Origin of the sequence: Achromobacter sp. JD417, assembly GCF_041879325.1 — a bacterium.
GTDB classification, from domain to species: Bacteria; Pseudomonadota; Gammaproteobacteria; order Burkholderiales; family Burkholderiaceae_B; genus Achromobacter; species Achromobacter mucicolens.
The window spans coordinates 583,219-599,589 of the sequence record NZ_CP087159.1 but is presented as its reverse complement, the minus strand read 5'-3'; the positions used below and the strand labels follow the sequence as shown (position 1 = coordinate 599,589).

16 protein-coding genes are annotated in these 16,371 nt (G+C 67.2%); 7 read left to right on the top strand and 9 right to left on the bottom strand.

From position 1 onward, the window contains the following. Positions 1-15: 15 nt before the first annotated feature. From siaD to LN047_RS02655, 9 genes are all read right to left on the bottom strand, one after another. On the bottom strand, positions 16-813 hold the full coding sequence (gene siaD / locus LN047_RS02695) for a biofilm regulation diguanylate cyclase SiaD (protein WP_062840217.1): 798 nt from the start codon (positions 811-813) through the stop codon (positions 16-18). Continuing rightward, positions 810-1,187 (bottom strand): biofilm regulation phosphoprotein SiaC, encoded by a 378-nt coding sequence (gene siaC / locus LN047_RS02690; RefSeq protein WP_128829858.1) that lies wholly within the window; start codon positions 1,185-1,187, stop codon positions 810-812. Before siaC ends, siaD begins: the two co-directional genes overlap by 4 nt. Positions 1,188-1,223: 36 nt before the next feature. Beyond that, complete coding sequence (gene siaB, locus LN047_RS02685; protein WP_056327466.1) at positions 1,224-1,763, bottom strand: biofilm regulation protein kinase SiaB; 540 nt, start codon at positions 1,761-1,763, stop codon at positions 1,224-1,226. Positions 1,764-1,785: 22 nt separating this feature from the next. After that, complete coding sequence (gene siaA / locus LN047_RS02680; RefSeq protein WP_373981115.1) at positions 1,786-3,771, bottom strand: biofilm regulation protein phosphatase SiaA; 1,986 nt, start codon at positions 3,769-3,771, stop codon at positions 1,786-1,788. A 321-nt stretch (positions 3,772-4,092) separates the two neighbouring features. Beyond that, positions 4,093-4,797: an ABC transporter ATP-binding protein gene (locus LN047_RS02675; RefSeq protein WP_152383302.1), complete on the bottom strand. Its 705-nt coding sequence runs from the start codon at positions 4,795-4,797 to the stop codon at positions 4,093-4,095. After that, entirely contained in the window at positions 4,797-5,588 is a 792-nt protein-coding gene (locus LN047_RS02670) for an ABC transporter ATP-binding protein (RefSeq protein WP_369818591.1), read from the bottom strand. Before LN047_RS02670 ends, LN047_RS02675 begins: the two co-directional genes overlap by 1 nt. Next, the gene (locus tag LN047_RS02665; RefSeq protein ID WP_056327473.1) at positions 5,585-6,547 is read right to left on the bottom strand and encodes a branched-chain amino acid ABC transporter permease; all 963 of its coding nucleotides are present in this window, start codon (positions 6,545-6,547) and stop codon (positions 5,585-5,587) included. Before LN047_RS02665 ends, LN047_RS02670 begins: the two co-directional genes overlap by 4 nt. 2 nt (positions 6,548-6,549) lie before the next feature. Next, a complete protein-coding gene (locus LN047_RS02660; RefSeq protein ID WP_056327617.1) occupies positions 6,550-7,470 on the bottom strand; it encodes a branched-chain amino acid ABC transporter permease in 921 nt (306 codons plus the stop codon). 198 nt (positions 7,471-7,668) lie between these two features. After that, positions 7,669-8,835: an ABC transporter substrate-binding protein gene (locus tag LN047_RS02655; protein ID WP_217619012.1), complete on the bottom strand. Its 1,167-nt coding sequence runs from the start codon at positions 8,833-8,835 to the stop codon at positions 7,669-7,671. Between the two features lie 236 nt (positions 8,836-9,071). Here LN047_RS02655 and LN047_RS02650 point away from each other — a divergent pair, with 236 nt between their 5' ends. The 7 genes from LN047_RS02650 to LN047_RS02620 all read left to right on the top strand — a co-directional run bounded on the left by LN047_RS02650 (position 9,072) and on the right by LN047_RS02620 (position 16,363). After that, complete coding sequence (locus tag LN047_RS02650; RefSeq protein ID WP_226847940.1) at positions 9,072-9,974, top strand: alpha/beta hydrolase; 903 nt, start codon at positions 9,072-9,074, stop codon at positions 9,972-9,974. 11 nt (positions 9,975-9,985) lie between these two features. Further along, positions 9,986-10,480, top strand: a complete 495-nt coding sequence (locus tag LN047_RS02645) for a MarR family winged helix-turn-helix transcriptional regulator (RefSeq protein WP_056327479.1) — start codon at positions 9,986-9,988, stop codon at positions 10,478-10,480. Between the two features lie 50 nt (positions 10,481-10,530). Continuing rightward, a complete protein-coding gene (locus tag LN047_RS02640) occupies positions 10,531-11,571 on the top strand; it encodes a hypothetical protein (protein WP_373981114.1) in 1,041 nt (346 codons plus the stop codon). A 134-nt stretch (positions 11,572-11,705) separates the two neighbouring features. After that, positions 11,706-12,932 carry a bifunctional glutamate N-acetyltransferase/amino-acid acetyltransferase ArgJ gene (argJ, locus tag LN047_RS02635; protein ID WP_373981113.1) on the top strand — a complete coding sequence of 409 codons (1,227 nt, stop codon included), beginning with the start codon at positions 11,706-11,708 and terminating at the stop codon, positions 12,930-12,932. 6 nt (positions 12,933-12,938) lie between these two features. Beyond that, positions 12,939-13,805 carry an ATP-binding protein gene (locus LN047_RS02630; RefSeq protein WP_056327484.1) on the top strand — a complete coding sequence of 289 codons (867 nt, stop codon included), beginning with the start codon at positions 12,939-12,941 and terminating at the stop codon, positions 13,803-13,805. Continuing rightward, positions 13,798-14,760 (top strand): Nudix family hydrolase, encoded by a 963-nt coding sequence (locus tag LN047_RS02625; protein ID WP_373981112.1) that lies wholly within the window; start codon positions 13,798-13,800, stop codon positions 14,758-14,760. Before LN047_RS02630 ends, LN047_RS02625 begins: the two co-directional genes overlap by 8 nt. A gap of 184 nt (positions 14,761-14,944) precedes the next feature. After that, positions 14,945-16,363: an amidase gene (locus LN047_RS02620; protein ID WP_373981111.1), complete on the top strand. Its 1,419-nt coding sequence runs from the start codon at positions 14,945-14,947 to the stop codon at positions 16,361-16,363. Positions 16,364-16,371 lie beyond the last annotated feature (8 nt).

Below are 16,371 nucleotides of genomic sequence, written 5' to 3'. Positions count from 1 at the left end.
CTGTTCCGGTTTCATTCAGCGCCTCGGAAAACCAAGGGCGACGCGATCGCGTCCGTCCTGCTTGGCCAGATACAACGCCTGATCCGCCCGGCTGAGCGTCTCTGAGAACGTTTCGCCCAACTGGTGATGCGCCATGCCGATACTGACCGTCAGCCGCAGGACTTCGTCCCCGGCCGGCATCGCCATCGCCCGCACGTCGCTCACCAGGCGGTCCATGACCACCTGCGCGGCTTCCGGCTGCGTCTGCGGCAGCAGCACGAGGAATTCTTCCCCGCCCCAGCGGCCGCAGAGATCGTATTCGCGCAGGCTTTCGCCCAGCACGGCGGCCAGCTCCACCAGGGCGCGGTCGCCGGTTTCGTGGCCGAAACGGTCGTTCACGGCCTTGAAGTGATCCACGTCCAGCATCGCCACGACGAAGCTGTCGCCCGTGCGCGCGGCGCGCTGGACTTCCTGCTTGATCGTCTCCATCAGCGCGCGGCGGTTCAAGAGGCCGGTCAGGGGATCGCGGCTGGACGTTTCCTCGAGCGCGCGGTTCAGATCGCGCATCATGTTCTGGTAGTGATCCGAGATCCGCGCAATGCGGGTCAACCGGCGCAACTGCCGATCGAACTGGTCGCACAGGCCCAGTTCACGTTCGTGCGCCATGCTTTGGTAGGCGTCCGAAAGCTGGGTCACGCGCTGGATGCGCGTCATCTGTTCCTCGGTGTGCCGCCAAAGCGCTTCCAGCGCGTCGCGCAGCGGATGGCCGGCATGGGCCGGATCCGCCAGCAGTGCGGCGATGCGCTTATCCAGTTCGGCGGCGCCCGGCTTCATTGGCGGCCGACCACCGAGAACGGGAACGTGCAGTCTTCCTTGAACTCTTCGGCCAGTTCGCCCACGCGCTCGTTGCGCATGTCGTAGAACCAGGTCACGCCGACCTCGCGGCCCTTGCGGTGCGCGGCCTCGAGCACATCGAAGATGTCCATCACGGACTTGATGCTGCTGGTGTTCAGGTACAGCAGTTCCAGCTCAAGCTTGAGCGGCGCGTCGCGATCCTGCAGGTACGTCTCGACCCATTCAATGACCGGGCCGAACAGTTCGAAGGAATTCTCGGGATAGGAGTCGCCGCGCATCGCCAGCACGCCGGCGGCAGCGTCGGCGGCGATGGCGGGCGTGGACTGGGTCCCGGGAATGTTCAGGTCTTTCATCAAATACTCCGAAAATAATCCTTTGAACGCGCGTTCTCAGACCACCACGCTCAGGCTGAAGAAGGCCTTGCCCGGCTGTGCGGCGGGGGTCAGGCTGGCTTCCAGCGGAGCGCCGGCGCGGCGCGCGATGTCGATGAGGCCCAGGCCTGCGCCCGACGCCACGCCCTGCGTGCGCGGCTTGTGCAGTTGTGCCTTGTATTCGGCCTTCAGGGCCGCCTTGTCCAGCGCGGCCAGTTCCTGGATGCGGGCGACCAGGCTGTGGCCGTCCTCTGCGTTGACCAGATTGCCCGCCGACACCACGTAGCGGCTTTCGTCGCGGCGGCCGATGACCACCGTGGCCGAGGCGTCCGCGTCGCCGTTCTGCGCGGCGTACTGGCGGATGTTCTGGATCATTTCGATGTAGACCGAGAACACATCCATCGCTTCGGCGGGGCGGACGTGCTCGGCGTTCAGGTAGTTCTTCAGCGCATTGCCGATTTCCTCGATCAGGCTGCGCGAGATCGGCCCGTTAAAGCACAGCAGCGTGCGGTTCTGGTCGAAGCGCGCGCCCAACGCGTATAGATCGGAGGCATTCATGAGGGTACCGCCTTGATAACGATTATTCGAAACGGAAAGACAGCAAGGTAATGTCGTCGCGCTGGGGCCGGCCGCCTTGGTATTCGGCAAGCGCCTGGCTGAAAGCCGCCGCCTGTTCGGTTAACGGCCTGCGGGCGTGCGTCTTGAGCATTTCCGCGAACCGCGTGTTGCCAAAGCCGAAACCATGCTCGCCGCCCGCCTGGTCCAGGAACCCGTCGGTAGCCAGGTAGTACGTCCAGCCCGGCTCCATCTGCAGCACGATGTTCTCGTAAACCCCCATACGCTTGTCACCCAGTGCGCGCCGGGCGCCGGGCACTTCGCGCAGGGTTTCACCATCGCTTGCGTACAGGCTTATCTTGGCGCCTGCGTACAGCAACCTGCCGGATTGCCGGTCAATATATACCAGCCCCGCATCGGTGTTGGTGGCCAGGGCCCGCGGCAATTGCGCGTCGGCCAGCATCGCCCGGATGGCGTTGTCGGTGCGCGTCAGAATGCCGGCGGGATCGCCCGGGCCGACTTCGGTGATCGCCAGATCGATGGCGGCGCGCGCCAGCATCGTCATCAGCGCGCCGGGCACGCCGTGGCCCGCGCAGTCCATGATGCCCAGCAGGCAGTTGGCGCCGTCCGAGCGGAACACGTAGAAATCGCCGCCGACCACGTCGCGCGGCTTCCACAGCACGAAATGGTGCGCGCCGAGCGACTGGGTCAGCTGGCGGTCCGGAAGGATCGCGCGCTGGATCAGGCTGGCGTAATCGATCGAGTCGCCGATCTTCTTGTGCGCCGCGGCCATGGCCCGGTTGGCGTCTTCCAGTTCCGAGGTGCGTTCACGCACCTTGGTTTCCAGTTCGGCCGTGTGCTTGCGCACCTTGTCGGCCATCACGCCGAAGGCCCGGCTCAGGTCGCCGATCTCGTCCTGGCCGCCCGGCGGCAGGCGCACGTCGTAGCTGCCGTCGGCGATTGCCCGGGCGGACTGCTGCAGGCGGCGCAAGGGGCGCAGCATCAGGCGTTCGATGGCATAGCCAAAGCACAGCAGCATCGCCGCAAACAACACCACCAGGCCGATCGCGGCCGGCCACAGCCAGCCCGTGTCCAGCACCCGGGCGGCGCCCAGGTCGACCACGGTCAGCACGTGCCAGTGCAGCTCCGGCATGTACGCCACCGACACCAGCTGGCGCACGCCGTCCATCTTGACCCAGGCCGATTGCACCGACTGCGGGTCCGCCTGGGCCGCGTGCATGGCGGACAGCAGCTCGGCGCGGCCCTCGCCGTCGTCCAGCAGGCTGAAGACCATGCCTTCGCCGCTGGCCCCGCCCGCGCCCGAGTTGTAGGCGATCAGCGCGGGGTTCATGTGCGCCTGGATCGCGCCTTCCTCGTCCACGATGATGGGCGTGACGCCCGGCTGGCCGCTGTTCACGAATTCCTTCAGGAACCCGCCCACATCCAGCCCCGCGCCCGTCAGGCCCATGACCTTCTCGCCGTCGCGGATCTGCACGTTGATCCAGACCTTGGTCGTCTGCAGCTTCAGGTCGGGATTGACGTTGATGTTGTAGGGGGCGGAAGACTTGATCGTGGCGTAGAACCAGCCGTCGTCGGCCGCGCTGGGGCTGAGCGTGTAGCGCGGCGTCTCGGACAGCGGCTTGTCGTCGTTGAAGTAGTAATTGCCCGAGGCGGCGCTGGCGATGAAATAGGCGCCGCCCAGCAGATCGCGGCGGTAGCCGTCGGCCTCGCGGAAGAACAGCTCGCGCGCGGCGGGATCGTTTTCATTGCGAAGCCAGCGGCGCGTGACCTCGCTGTCGGCCAGGCGCTGCGACAGCGCGAGTTCGCGCGACACCGGGGCCAGGATCCGCTGGCGGTTCAACTGCGTGAAGTTATCGGCAAAGGCGCGGCCGAAGTGCTCGCGCACGCCGTCCAGCACCTGCCAGCCGATCAGCGCCGCCGGCGCCAAGGCGACCAGACACGCCAACAGCAGCGCCATTAGTGATTTCCTGCGCAATCCCCATTTCGCCATGCGAAGTCTTCCTGACAGCCTGATGCGATGTCACGCGCGAAAACGGGGATGCAGGTCGGGTGCTTAGGCCGTACGAGGCGCCCTGCCATGCTGATGCCCCGCCTTTTGAGCCATGAGCCTGAACGCCGGCGCCCCATGCGGGCGAACCGGCGCGGCTAGTGTAGATGGCGGTGGGGTTTATTGATACAGGTGCAAACGTCTGGATGCGTTCGAGACACCCTAAGTTTCACGCGAGCAATATATATCTTGATTTATTGCGTTTTATATCAGTGACTGTTACCACTCGCCGTCCCGATTTGCAGCTTTATTGCGACACGGCGGCTACACGCCGAGGTAGCGTTCCCAGAGGCTGCGGTCCGAATCCAGGGCTTGGGAATCGCCCGTCCAGACCACTTTGCCGCGTTCCAGGATGACATGCCGGTCGGCAAGGCTAAGTAACCTTTCGACATACTTGTCGATCACCAGAATGGTCTGCCCGGCTTGCCGCAGGCGCGCCAGGCAGTTCCAGATTTCTTCCCGGATCTTTGGCGCCAACCCCTCGGTGGCTTCGTCCAGGATCAGGAGCCGCGGGTTCGTGACCAGTGCACGGCCGATGGCCAGCATCTGCTGCTCGCCGCCCGACAGCTGGTTGCCCATGTTGCGGGCGCGCTCGGCCAGCCGGGGAAACAGTTCGAACACGCGATCGGGCGTCCAGGGCTCGCCGATGTCCGGGTTGCGTCCCGCGACGAATGCCGTCAGATGCTCGCGCACGGTCAGGTTGGGAAAGCACTGGCGGCCTTCCGGGACAATTGCCACCCCGGCCCGCGCGATACGGTCCGGGCTCCAGCCGCTGATGTCCTGCCCCGCGAAATGGATCTTGCCGCCGCGCAGCGGCAACTGCCCGAACAGGGTGCGCAGCAGCGTGGTCTTGCCCATGCCGTTGCGGCCCAATAGGGTCACGACCTGACCCGCGCCGATTTCCAGGTCCACGCCGAACAGCACCTGGCTGGCGCCGTATCCGCTCTTTACCGATTCGATGGCCAGCATCACACGGTCTCCTCGTCGCCCAGGTAGGCCTGGCGCACTTCCGGGTTGGCGCGGATCTCGTCCGGCGTGCCCGAGGCGATGACCCGGCCGTACACCAGCACGGACAGGCGGTCGGCAAGACGGAAGACCGCCTGCATGTCATGTTCAACCAGCAGCATCGCGGCGCGTCCCCGCATGGATTCGATCAGTTCGGTCAGCCGGACGGTCTCGTCCGGCCCCATGCCCGCCATGGGTTCGTCCAGCAGCAGCACCTTGGGACGGGCGGCCAGCGCCAGCGCAAACTCCACCTTGCGCTGTTCGCCGTGCGGCAGCGTGCCCGCGGCGCGGCCAAGCAGGCTGGCGTCGATGGCGCACTCGCGCGCCAGTTCCCGCGCCTGTTCATACAGCGCCGACTCCGCGGCGCGCGGCTTCCAGAAGCGGAAGCTGCTGCCGGCGTGGGCCTGCACGGCCAGCACCAGGTTATCCAGCACGCTGGACTGCTTGAAGATGTTGGTGATCTGGTAGGACCGCGACAGCCCCGCCGCCACACGCTGGTGCGCGTTCATCGCGGTGACGTCGCGGCCGTCCACCTCCAGCGTGCCGGCATCGGCGGACAGCGTGCCCGACAGCAGGTGGATCAGCGTGGACTTGCCGGCGCCGTTGGGGCCGATCAGGGCGTGGATCTCGCCCGGCTCCAGCGACAGCGACACGTTGTCGGTGGCCACCAGGGCGCCAAAGCGGCGGACCAGTCCGCGCGCCTGCAAGGCGTGCGTGCCGGTCGCGCGGGTCGTGGGATTCATCGGAGTGCTCATGAGCCCACCTTGCCGGATTGCGGGGCAGCGCGCCCGCTGAACAGCGGCCCGAACAGGCCGACCAGGCCGCGCGGCGCGCCAAACACCACGCAGAGCAGCAGCACGCCCAGGGGCAGGTGCCAGTATTCGGTCCACAGACGCAGCACTTCTTCCAGCGTCAGCATCACGACCGCGCCGGCCACGCCGCCGTAGCGCAGGCCGATGCCGCCCACCAGGACCATGATCAGCAGGTTGGCCGACTGGGTCCAGTGCATGAGGCTGGGCGAAATGAACAGGTTGTGGTTGGCGAGCAGCGCGCCCGCCAGCCCGGCGGCCGCGCCGCTCAGCGTGAAGGCCACGAGCTTGATGCGGTAGACGGGGTAACCCATGGATTCCATGCGCGATTCGTTCTCGCGGATGCCCTGCAGCGCCATGCCGAAGCGCGAGGCGACCACGCGGCCGAAGGCCCACATCAGCAGCGCGAACAGCACCAGCACCAGGTAGTAGAAGCTGACGTCGTGAGCGAGGTCGATGCCCGGCAGGGTGGAATAGCCCGGCAGGTTCAACCCGTCTTCGCCGCCGTACTGGCGCAGCGAGATGAAGATATAGAACAGCATCTGCGCGAACGCGAGCGTGATCATGATGAAGTACACGCCGCGCGTGCGCAGCGAGATCGCGCCCGTGATGCAGGCCAGCACGCCCGCCAGCAGCATCGCCACCGGCCAGGACACCAGCGCGGACGTGACGCCCGACATCGCCAGGATGCCCACCGCGTAGGCGCCCGCGCCGAAGAACGCGGCGTGGCCCAGCGCCACCATGCCGCCGTACCCCAGGATGAGGTTCAGGCTGGTCGCCGCCAACGCGTAGATCAGCACGCGCCGCACGAAGGAAATGTAGAAGTCCAGGCCCAGCATGGGCGCCACCAGCGGAAACACCGCCAGCGCAGCCAGAAGGACCACGGTCCAGATCTTGGTTTTCATGGTCAGCCCCGCGCCGGAAAGAGGCCAGAGGGCCGGAACACCAGCACTGCCGCCATCAATACATAAATGGCGATGGCCGCGAGCGTCGGACCGACGCTGGAGGCCACGGCCGGAGAAAACACCTGGCGCAACAGCATCGGCAGAAACGCCCGGCCGGCGGTGTCGACCATGCCGACCAGCAGCGCGCCCACGAAAGCGCCCCGGATCGAGCCGATGCCGCCGATGACGATGCACACCAGCACCAGGATCAGGATCTCTTCGCCCATGCCCACCTGCACCGAGGTGATCGGGCCCAGCAGCGCGCCGGCCACCGCGGCCAGCATGGCGCCCAGCACGAACACGCCCAGGAACAGCAGCGGCACGCGCACGCCCATCAGGGTGGCCATCTGGCGGTTGGAGGCGCCGGCCCGGACCAGCACGCCGGCGCGGGTCCGCGTCACGAACCAGTACAGCCCGGCAGCCGCCGCCACGCCGAAGACGATGATCATCAGGCGGTAGGCGGGATACAGCAGGTCAGGCAAGAGGCGCACGGGACCGGACAGCATCGCGGGCATGTTCAGCATGACCGGCGCCGGGCCCCAGATCATCTTGACCAGGTCATTGGCGATGAGGATGACGGCGTAGGTGCCCAGCACCTGCGCAAGGTGGTCGCGCAGCGCCAGGCGGCGGATGAGCGACAGTTCCAGCACGATGCCGACGATGCCGGTGGCCACCGCCGCCACGAGGACCGCGGCGGTGAACGAGCCGGTGCGTTGCATGGTTTCGGCGGCGACATAGGCGCCAGCCATGTAGAGCGAGCCGTGAGCCAGATTCATGATGTCCATGATCCCGAACACCAGGGTCAGCCCGGCCGCAATCAGAAACAACATCAACCCAAACTGCAGACCGTTCAGCAATTGCTCGACGATCAGCGTAAACGTCATGAAAACTTCCCCCTTGCCGCGCGCCGCCGAAGGGCCCCGCGATCAATTCATCAAAGCTATCCCACCTGCATCCCGCAACGAATATCGCAGCGCTCGAATCATGACCCGTCTGCCCCCAAGCGGGGTCGCGCGGATCCGGCTTTGCCGGTCCGCTGCGACGCCCCCTGGGGGGAAGCGCGCAGCGCTTCGGGGGGGGGGTCACATCTTTTTGCAGTCGCCGACGTAGACGTCCTGGTACTTGTCGAACACCTTGCCCACCAGCTTGTTGGTGATGCGGCCGCTGCCGTCCTTGTCGACGACGCGCAGGTAGTACGCCTGGATCGGGTAGTGGTTCTTGCCGTAGGTGAAGCTGCCGCGCACCGAGGGGTAGTCAGCCTTTTCCAGCGCCTTCACGATGGCTTCCCGGTCGGTGGCTTTGCCGCCGGCCTGCTTGACGGCGGCGTCCATGGCCATGATGACGTCATACGCCTGGGCGGCGTAGACCGAGGGATAGCGGCCGTTGTATTCCTTGCGGAAGGCGTCGACGAAGGCCTTGTTCTGCGGCACGTCCAGGTCATGCGCCCATTGCGCCGTGTTGTACATGCCCAGCATGGGGTCGCCCACCGCCTGGATCACGTCCTCGTCGGCCGAAAAGCCCGGGCCGATCAGCTTGACGTTCTGGGACAGGCCGGCCGAGACGAACTGCTTGACGAAGTTGATGCCCATGCCGCCCGGCAGGAAGATGTAGACGGCGTCCGGCTTGGCGGCGCGGATCTGCGCGATCTCGGCGGCGTAGTCGATCTGGCCGAGCTTGGTGTAGACCTCGTCGCCCGGGGCGGTCTTGTAGCCGCGCTTGAAGCCGGTCAGTGCATCCTTGCCGGCCGGGTAGTCCGGGGCCATGATGAACATCTTCTTGAAGCCGCGGTCCGCCGCGACCTTGCCGGCCGCTTCGTGGAACGCGTCGTTCTGGTACGACGTGCCGAACCAGTAGTTGTTGCACTGCGCGCCGGCGAACTGGCTGGGGCCGGGGTTGTTGGACAGGTAGGGGATCTTGGCGGCGAACAACGCGGGGCCGACGGCCAGCGCCACGTTCGAGCCGATGGGACCCGTGAAGAAGTCGACCTTTTCGCGCTGGATGTAGCGCGTGACGAGCTGGCGGGCCTGGTCCGGATTGCCGCCCATGTCGGTTTGCAGGAATTCCGCGGGCTGTCCGCCCAACTTGCCGCCCAGTTGCTTGATGGCCAGATTGAAGCCGTCGCGGGCCTCGGCGCCCAGCGCCGAGAACGGGCCCGAGATGTCGTTGGCAATGCCGACCTTGACGGTGTCGGCGTAGGCCATGGCGGGGACCAGGGCGGCGGCAGCCAGGAAGGAAGTGATCAAACGCATGGTGGTGTGCTCCGTGCGCGAGCCCGCGCAGAGGGTGTTCTTTTTGAAGGTGCGATGCGAAAGACTTCTGTGCCCGGCCCGCCGGCGCGATGGTCGCCGCCGTCAGGCCGTGCCGGCAGGCGGTATGCCTGCCACGCCGCAATCCCCTCAAGCAGCACAGGGAAAACTGGCGTGGTTCATAGTTTAGGTTTAAAGTATTCGGCAAAACAAGTCTAGGGTTTTTACCACCTGCCGCCATGGACACCCTCTACCGCAACTACGATCGCGCTCAGCTGGACGTCCAGTACAACGCTCGCGCGACAGTACCCGACATCCAGCCGATACTCAAGAAATACGCCGAGGACAGCGCCACCGCCCGGCGCACGCTGGATTGCGCGCTGGACGTGCCTTTTGGCGATCATCCGGACGAATTGCTGGACATATTTCCAGCCGCCGGCGCCGCGCCCGGCAAACCCGGCGCGCCCGTCTTCGTGTTCATCCACGGCGGCTACTGGCGCCTGTTGTCCAAGAACGAGTCCAGCAACATGGCGCCCGCGTTCACCCGGGCGGGCGCGGTGGTCGTGGCCGTGAACTATTCGCTGGCCCCGGCCGTGACGCTGGACCGCATCGTCGACCAGAACCGGCGCGCGCTGGCCTGGATCCATCGCCATATCGCCCAGTACGGCGGCGACCCGGCGCGCATCCACATTTGCGGCAGCTCGGCTGGCGGCCACCTGGTCGGCGCGCTGCTGGCCAGCGGCTGGCACGCCAGTTACGACGTGCCACCCAGCGTGGTCCGGGGCGCCGCGCCGCTGTCGGGCCTGTTCGACCTGCGCCCGCTGGTGCACACGCACATCAACGAATGGATGCGCATGAGCGAGGCCGACGCCATCCGCAACAGCCCCGCGCTGCAGCTGCCGCAGGCGGGCTGCCCGCTGGTGGTCAGCTACGGCGAATCCGAAACCGACGAATTCAAGCGCCAGAGCAATGATTACCTGGCCGCCTGGCGCGAACGCGGGTTTCCCGGCAGGTATGTCCCGATGCCGGGCACCAATCACTTTGATATCGTCCTGACGCTCAACGATCCGAACAGCCCGCTGACCCAAGCCATCTTCGAACAGATGGGTCTGGCGCCCTCATCACCACCGCATTCCCGGTAATCTTCCGAGCCATGACCGACACTCCCGACCTGGAATCCCGCGCCGCGCCCGACGACCATCACGCGCTGCGCCTGTGGCTGCGCATGTTGACCTGCGCCAATCTCATCGAAGGAGAGATCCGCAGCCGCCTGCGCAACGAATTCGACACCACCCTGCCCCGCTTCGACCTGATGGCGCAATTGCAGCGCGCGCCCAAGGGCATGAAGATGGGCGAGCTCTCGCGTCACATGATGGTGACCAACGGCAATATCACGGGCATCACCGACCAGCTCGAAAAGGAAGGCCTGGTGGTGCGGACCAAGGTTGAATCGGACCGCCGCAGCTCGCTCATCAAGCTGACCCCGCAAGGCAAGAAAAGCTTCTCGCGCATGGCGCGGGCCCACGAAAACTGGGTCAAGTCCATGTTCGCCGACCTGCCCGAATCCAGCCGCAACGCCTTGTTCCAGGCGCTGGGCGAACTGAAGCTGCAGGTGGTGGCCACCCGCTCTGCGGCCAACCGCGATTAAGCGTTCTTGCACGCCAGATCCGGGGGCCGGATTGGCGCATAATTGCCGCCATGATTCCGGTATCTCTTCCTGGCGGTAATTTCTACGTGTTGATGGCGGCCTCGCTGGCCTGCCTGTCCACGTTGCTGACCTGGCTCGCCGTCCTGGCCACCTCCCGCGGCGCGCGCGAATGGCTGGCCGTCCACCGGCGCGCCGGCACCGTGCTCATGACCTTGCTGGCGGTCGTCGGCGCCATCTTTCCGTACCAGCAGTTCAGCCAGTGGTTCGTGGCCCAGCGCGATGCGCAGGCCGACAACGCGCGCAAGACCGTGCTGGCCCAGCCCACGCAGCTGGCCGGGGTGCAGATGCCCGCCGGCACCACCCTGCGGCTGGCCACGCCGGGCGACCTGGCCTCGTTCGACCGCGCCACCTTTCCCGAAGCCCATCCGGCCGAGATCCTGGGCGTCGCAGCGACCCAGCTGTTCCGCTACCCCGCGACCAGCAAGCAACCCGAAACGCTCTCCGCCGAAATCGCCCGCGACCAGGCGCTGGAGGGCTGGCTGTGCGCCCACGGCCACCGCATCGAATTCGTCGTGCATGGCGGGCATCCGCAGTTCTCCAGCTGCCACCTGGCCATCGGCAACACGCTGGACCAGCAGCCCGTGCCTGCGGGCGCCTGGCTCAAGGTCGACCCCGCCCTGCGCGGCACGCCGCTGGACAAGAGCGGGTCCGGCCCGCGCTGGCTGCTGCGTACCGAGGGCAGCGATTCCCTGACCGTGGCCAGGATTCCCTTGCTGAAGGTGGACCTGCAACTGGACGCGCAGCGCCGGATGCTGGGCTTCGAGGGTCTGGCGGCGCGCGACACCGTGTTGGGCGACATGACTTACCCGCCAGGCACGCGCGTGCTGGCCGCCAACCCGCGCCTGCAGGGCGCGCAGCCGGGGGACCTGCTGTTCTCGCCGTCGCGCGGGCGCTCGGCGCGCCGGGCCGGCGGCGAAGACGTCCCCGCGGGCAAGTCGGTGCTGCAGGCGCCCGACGGCACCGTGCGCAGCGTGCTGAGCAACCGCGAGGCCGGCGTGCTGGACGTGGCCGCCATGCGCATCGGTCCCTGACGCGGACGCCCCGCCCCTCGGGTTGCCGAGGGGGCCGGACACCGCCCCCGGATCCGGTGGGATAATACGAAGCTTTCCCGCACGCCGCCGTGCCTGGCGGCGGTTCCGTCCCGCTCACTCCAAGAGACGAAGTCATGGCCGTTAATCTGCAGATCCCCTCCGAGTCCGAAATTTTCCCTGTTGCCGGCGTAGAAATCGGCGTCACCGAGGCTGGCATCCGCAAGGCCAACCGGCGCGACCTGACGGTGTTCCGCCTGGCCGAAGGCACCAGCGTGGCGGGCGTCTTCACCCGCAACCGCTTTTGCGCCGCCCCGGTGCAGGTCTGCCAGGCCCACCTGGCCGCCGGCGGCCCGATCAGCGCCCTGGTCATCAATACGGGCAACGCCAACGCCGGCACCGGCGAAGAAGGCCTGAAAAAAGCCAAGGACACCTGCGACGCGCTGGGCAAGCTGCTGGGCGTGCCCTCCTCGCAGATTCTGCCGTTCTCCACCGGCGTCATCCTTGAGCCCCTGCCCCTGGACCGCCTGGTCGCCGGGCTGCCCGCCGCCATCGCCGACCTGGCCGCCGACCACTGGTCCAGCGCCGCCCACGGCATCATGACCACGGACACCCTGCCCAAGATTTCGTCCGCCAAGGTGCAGATCGACGGCAAGACGGTCACCTTCACCGGCATCAGCAAGGGCGCCGGCATGATCCGTCCCAACATGGCCACCATGCTCAGCTTCCTGGCCACCGACGCCGGCATCGCCCAGCCGCTCCTGCGCAAGCTGGCCGTGGAAATCGCCGACGCCTCGTTCAACCGCATCACGGTCGACGGCGACACCTCCACCAATGACTCCTTCATCATCGCCGCCACCGGCAAGTCGGGCGTCAACGTCAACAGCGAGTCCGACGCGGCCTACGCCGCCGTGCGCGAGGCCCTGACCGCCGCCGCCCTTGATCTGGCCACCAAGATCGTGCGCGACGCCGAAGGCGCCACCAAGTTCATGACGATCCGCGTCGAAGAAGCCGGCACCACCGAGGAAGCCCTGAAGGTCGCCTACGCCGTGGCGCATTCGCCGCTGGTCAAGACCGCGTTCTTCGCGTCGGACCCCAACCTGGGCCGCATCCTGGCCGCCGTCGGCTACGCCGGCATCGACGACCTGGATGTCTCCAACATCCGCCTGTGGCTGGACGACGTGCTGGTTGCCAAGAACGGCGGCCGCAATCCCGACTACCAGGAAGCCGACGGCCAGCGCGTCATGAAGCAGGCCGAAATCTCGGTGCGCATCGCGCTGGGCCGCGGCCAGGTCAGCGACACCGTCTACACCTGCGACTTCTCGCACGAGTACGTGTCGATCAACGCCGACTACCGCTCCTGATCGACCATGACGGCAAACGAGTTCACCACCCTGATCCAGCGCGCCGAACGCGTGCTGGCGCAGCTGGAGGCCTTCCTGCCTCCGGCCCCGCCCGAGATCGACTGGTCGGCCCACGCGTTCCGCTGGCGCAAGCGCGGCGCGCGCGGCTGGCTGGACGCCGTGCGCCACGTGGCGCGCATCGACATGCAGGACCTGCAGCACATCGAGCGCCAGAAGGCCACCATCGACCGCAACACGCTGCAGTTCCTTGAAAAGAAGCCCGCCAACAACGTGCTCATGACCGGCGCGCGCGGCACCGGCAAGAGCTCGCTGGTCAAGGCCATGCTGGCCGCCTACGGCGACCGCGGCCTGCGGCTGATCGAAGTCGACAAGTCCGACCTCGGCGATCTGGCCGATATCGTCGAACTGGTGGCGGCGCGGCCCGAACGCTTCATCGTGTTCTGCGACGACCTGTCCTTCGAGGAAGGCGAAGCCGGCTACAAGGCGCTGAAATCGGTGCTGGACGGGTCGGTGTCGGCCTCGGGCGACAACGTCCTGATCTACGCCACGTCCAACCGGCGCCACCTGATGCCGGAATACATGAGCGAGAACCTGCAGGCCAAGCACCAGCCCGACGGCGAAATCCACCCCGGCGAAACCGTCGAGGAAAAAATTTCGCTGTCCGAGCGCTTCGGGCTGTGGCTGTCGTTCTATCCGTTCAAGCAGGACGACTACCTGGACATCGTGTACCACTGGCTGCGCGAACTGGGCTGCCCCGAACAGCACATCGAACCGTCGCGCACCGAGGCCCTGCAATGGACCATCGAGCGCGGCTCGCGTTCGGGCCGCGTGGCCTATCAGTTCGCGCGCGACTGGGCGGCCCGCCATGTCTGAAAAGATCGTCGACGTCGCCGCCGGCCTGATCCTGCGTCCGGACGGCAAGCTGCTTCTGGGCCAGCGCCCCGAGGGCAAGCCGTGGTCGGGCTGGTGGGAACTGCCCGGCGGCAAGCTCGAACCCGGTGAGACCGTGCTGCAGGCGCTGGCGCGCGAACTGCAAGAAGAAATCGGCATCCGAGTCACGCAGTCGCGCCCGTGGGTCACCTATGTGCACGCCTATCCCCACACCACGGTGCGCCTGGCGTTCTGCCACGTCACCGGCTGGGAAGGCGAACCGCAAAGCCTGGAAAACCAGCGCCTGGAATGGGTGGATCCGGCCAACGCGGCCGCGGTGGGCGACTTGCTGCCCGCCACCCTGCCGCCGCTGCGCTGGTTGCAGCTGCCCACCACCTATGGCATCAGCGGCATCGGCTCGCGCGCGGGCATCGCGCCGTTCCTCGGCCGGCTGGACGCGGCGCTGGCGCGCGGCGTGAAGCTGGTGCAGTTCCGAGAACCGCAATGGCCCGACGGCGTGGGCGCCAGTTCGCTGCACGAGGTGCTGCAACAGGTGGTCAAGCGTTGCCGCGCCGCCGGCGCGCGCGTGCTGGTCAACAGCATCCATCCCGTTGCCTGGTGGAAGGAAGCCGACGGCGTGCACCTGCGCACGGCCGATGCGCTGCATCTGACCGCTCGTCCGGAATTGCCGCGCAATGCCCTGGTCGGCGTGTCCGCGCATGACAACGCGCAGGTGGTCCATGCCCGCGAACTGGGCGCGGACTTTGCCGTGCTGGGCCCCGTGCTGGACACGCCCAGCCATCCCGGCGCGCAGACGCTGGGCTGGGAAGGCTTCGTGCAAGGCAACCGCGACGCGGGCATTCCGGTGTTTGCATTGGGCGGACAATCCACCCAGACGGTCTCGCAAGCCTTGCGGCACGGCGCGCACGGCATCGCCGGCATTCGCGGCATTCTCTGACCGCCCGACCGCTGGCGCCGCACGCGCAACCCAAACGGCCCATGCCTTTCGCATGGGCCGTTTTGCATTCCGCCCGGGCGGGAAAGCGCGCATAGACCAAACGTGCGCGCCGTTGCACGCTACATCCCGAGGCCTGGCCGCCACGCGCGGCCCGGCAGGCAATCGGCATTACATCGAGGAACGCATGTCTGAAATCGCATTTGCCACGATGAGCGATCTGGCGGACGGGCTGGCGAAGGGCCGCTACAGTGCCGTGGAAGTGACGCGCCACTTCCTGGACCGGATCGACCGGGCCAACCGGGCGTTGGGCGCCTTCGTCAGCGTGGACAGCGCAGGCGCGCTACGGCTTGCCGAGGCGTCCGACGCACGCCGGCGAGCCGGCTATGGGATGCTCAGCGCCCTGGACGGCATCCCCGTGGCCATCAAGGACCTGTGCGACATCCAGGGGCAGATCACCACGGCGGGCTCCGAGGCCTGGCGCGAGCGGCGCAGCGGCGTCACCGCCACCGCGGTGGCGCGGCTGCTGAACGCGGGCATGGTGCTGCTGGGCAAGACGCACATGGTCGAATTCGCCTTTGGCGGCTGGGGCACCAATCCGGTGATGGGCACGCCCCGCAATCCGTGGGACCTGAATCGCGCACGGGTGCCCGGCGGCTCGTCCAGCGGGTCCGGCGTTGCCGTCGCGGCCGGGCTGGCGCCCGCGGCGCTGGGGTCGGACACCGGCGGCTCGGTCCGGATTCCAGCGGCGCTGAACGGCATCACCGGCTTGAAGACCACGCGCGGACTGATCAGCCTGCACGGCGCGGTGGCGCTGTCGCCCACGCTGGACACCTTGGGCCCGCTGACGCGCGACGCCCGCGACGCAATGCTGCTGACCGCGCTGATGGCCGGATCCGACACCCATGATCCCCTGACGTTCGGCATTCCCGCCTTCGATTACCGCGAGCCGTATTCCGGCCCGCAACCGCTGCGCGGCAAGCGGATCGCGTTGATGCCGGTTGCACAGCACCCCGTTGCCGTGGAAGCCGATGCGCTGTCAGCCCTGGACGACGCGCGCCGCGTGCTGGCCGCGCTGGGCGCCGACGTGCAGGAAACGCCGCTGCCCTTCGATTTTCACGAGATGATGCAACGCAACGGCCAGATCATCGCCGCGGAAGCGTATGCGCTGCACCGCGGCCACATCGAGGACACGGCGCAGCCCATCGGCCAGTACGTGCGCACCCGCGTGCTGTCGGGCAAGGGAATCTCGGCGGCCGACTACATCGGCGCGTTACAGGCGCATGCGCAGGCGCGCCGCGACTGGCTGGACTGGATGCAGGAGTTCGACGCGGTGCTGACGCCTTGCGTGCCGTTCGGCGCGCGGCAGCTGGCCGACGTCGATGAAACCGCCACGCCGCTTGCGTCGTTTACCCGCGCCGGCAACTACGTCAACGCCGCAGGACTGGCGCTGCCCGCGGGCTTTACCAGCGACGGCCTGCCGCTGGGCGTGCAGTTGCTGGGAAAGCCGAACGCGGAGGCCGTGCTGGGCCGGATTGGCATCGCGTTCCAGGCGGTCACCGACTGGCATCGCCAGCGGCCGGATCTGAAGGCCGTGGGTTTGTAGGGCAGGCT

What these genes read in the sequence shown, in the direction of transcription:
- siaA (WP_373981115.1), bottom strand. Translation starts at nt 3,771, where the DNA reads ATGGCGAAATGGGGATTGCGCAGGAAATCACTAATGGCGCTGCTGTTG.
- LN047_RS02645 (WP_056327479.1), top strand. Translation starts at nt 9,986, where the DNA reads ATGACCGACACTCCCGACCTGGAATCCCGCGCCGCGCCCGACGACCAT.
- LN047_RS02655 (WP_217619012.1), bottom strand. Translation starts at nt 8,835, where the DNA reads ATGCGTTTGATCACTTCCTTCCTGGCTGCCGCCGCCCTGGTCCCCGCC.
- LN047_RS02675 (WP_152383302.1), bottom strand. Translation starts at nt 4,797, where the DNA reads ATGCTGGCCATCGAATCGGTAAAGAGCGGATACGGCGCCAGCCAGGTG.
- LN047_RS02625 (WP_373981112.1), top strand. Translation starts at nt 13,798, where the DNA reads ATGTCTGAAAAGATCGTCGACGTCGCCGCCGGCCTGATCCTGCGTCCG.
- LN047_RS02630 (WP_056327484.1), top strand. Translation starts at nt 12,939, where the DNA reads ATGACGGCAAACGAGTTCACCACCCTGATCCAGCGCGCCGAACGCGTG.
- LN047_RS02665 (WP_056327473.1), bottom strand. Translation starts at nt 6,547, where the DNA reads ATGAAAACCAAGATCTGGACCGTGGTCCTTCTGGCTGCGCTGGCGGTG.
- siaC (WP_128829858.1), bottom strand. Translation starts at nt 1,187, where the DNA reads ATGAAAGACCTGAACATTCCCGGGACCCAGTCCACGCCCGCCATCGCC.
- LN047_RS02650 (WP_226847940.1), top strand. Translation starts at nt 9,072, where the DNA reads ATGGACACCCTCTACCGCAACTACGATCGCGCTCAGCTGGACGTCCAG.
- LN047_RS02660 (WP_056327617.1), bottom strand. Translation starts at nt 7,470, where the DNA reads ATGACGTTTACGCTGATCGTCGAGCAATTGCTGAACGGTCTGCAGTTT.
- LN047_RS02620 (WP_373981111.1), top strand. Translation starts at nt 14,945, where the DNA reads ATGTCTGAAATCGCATTTGCCACGATGAGCGATCTGGCGGACGGGCTG.
- argJ (WP_373981113.1), top strand. Translation starts at nt 11,706, where the DNA reads ATGGCCGTTAATCTGCAGATCCCCTCCGAGTCCGAAATTTTCCCTGTT.
- siaD (WP_062840217.1), bottom strand. Translation starts at nt 813, where the DNA reads ATGAAGCCGGGCGCCGCCGAACTGGATAAGCGCATCGCCGCACTGCTG.
- LN047_RS02640 (WP_373981114.1), top strand. Translation starts at nt 10,531, where the DNA reads ATGATTCCGGTATCTCTTCCTGGCGGTAATTTCTACGTGTTGATGGCG.
- siaB (WP_056327466.1), bottom strand. Translation starts at nt 1,763, where the DNA reads ATGAATGCCTCCGATCTATACGCGTTGGGCGCGCGCTTCGACCAGAAC.
- LN047_RS02670 (WP_369818591.1), bottom strand. Translation starts at nt 5,588, where the DNA reads ATGAGCACTCCGATGAATCCCACGACCCGCGCGACCGGCACGCACGCC.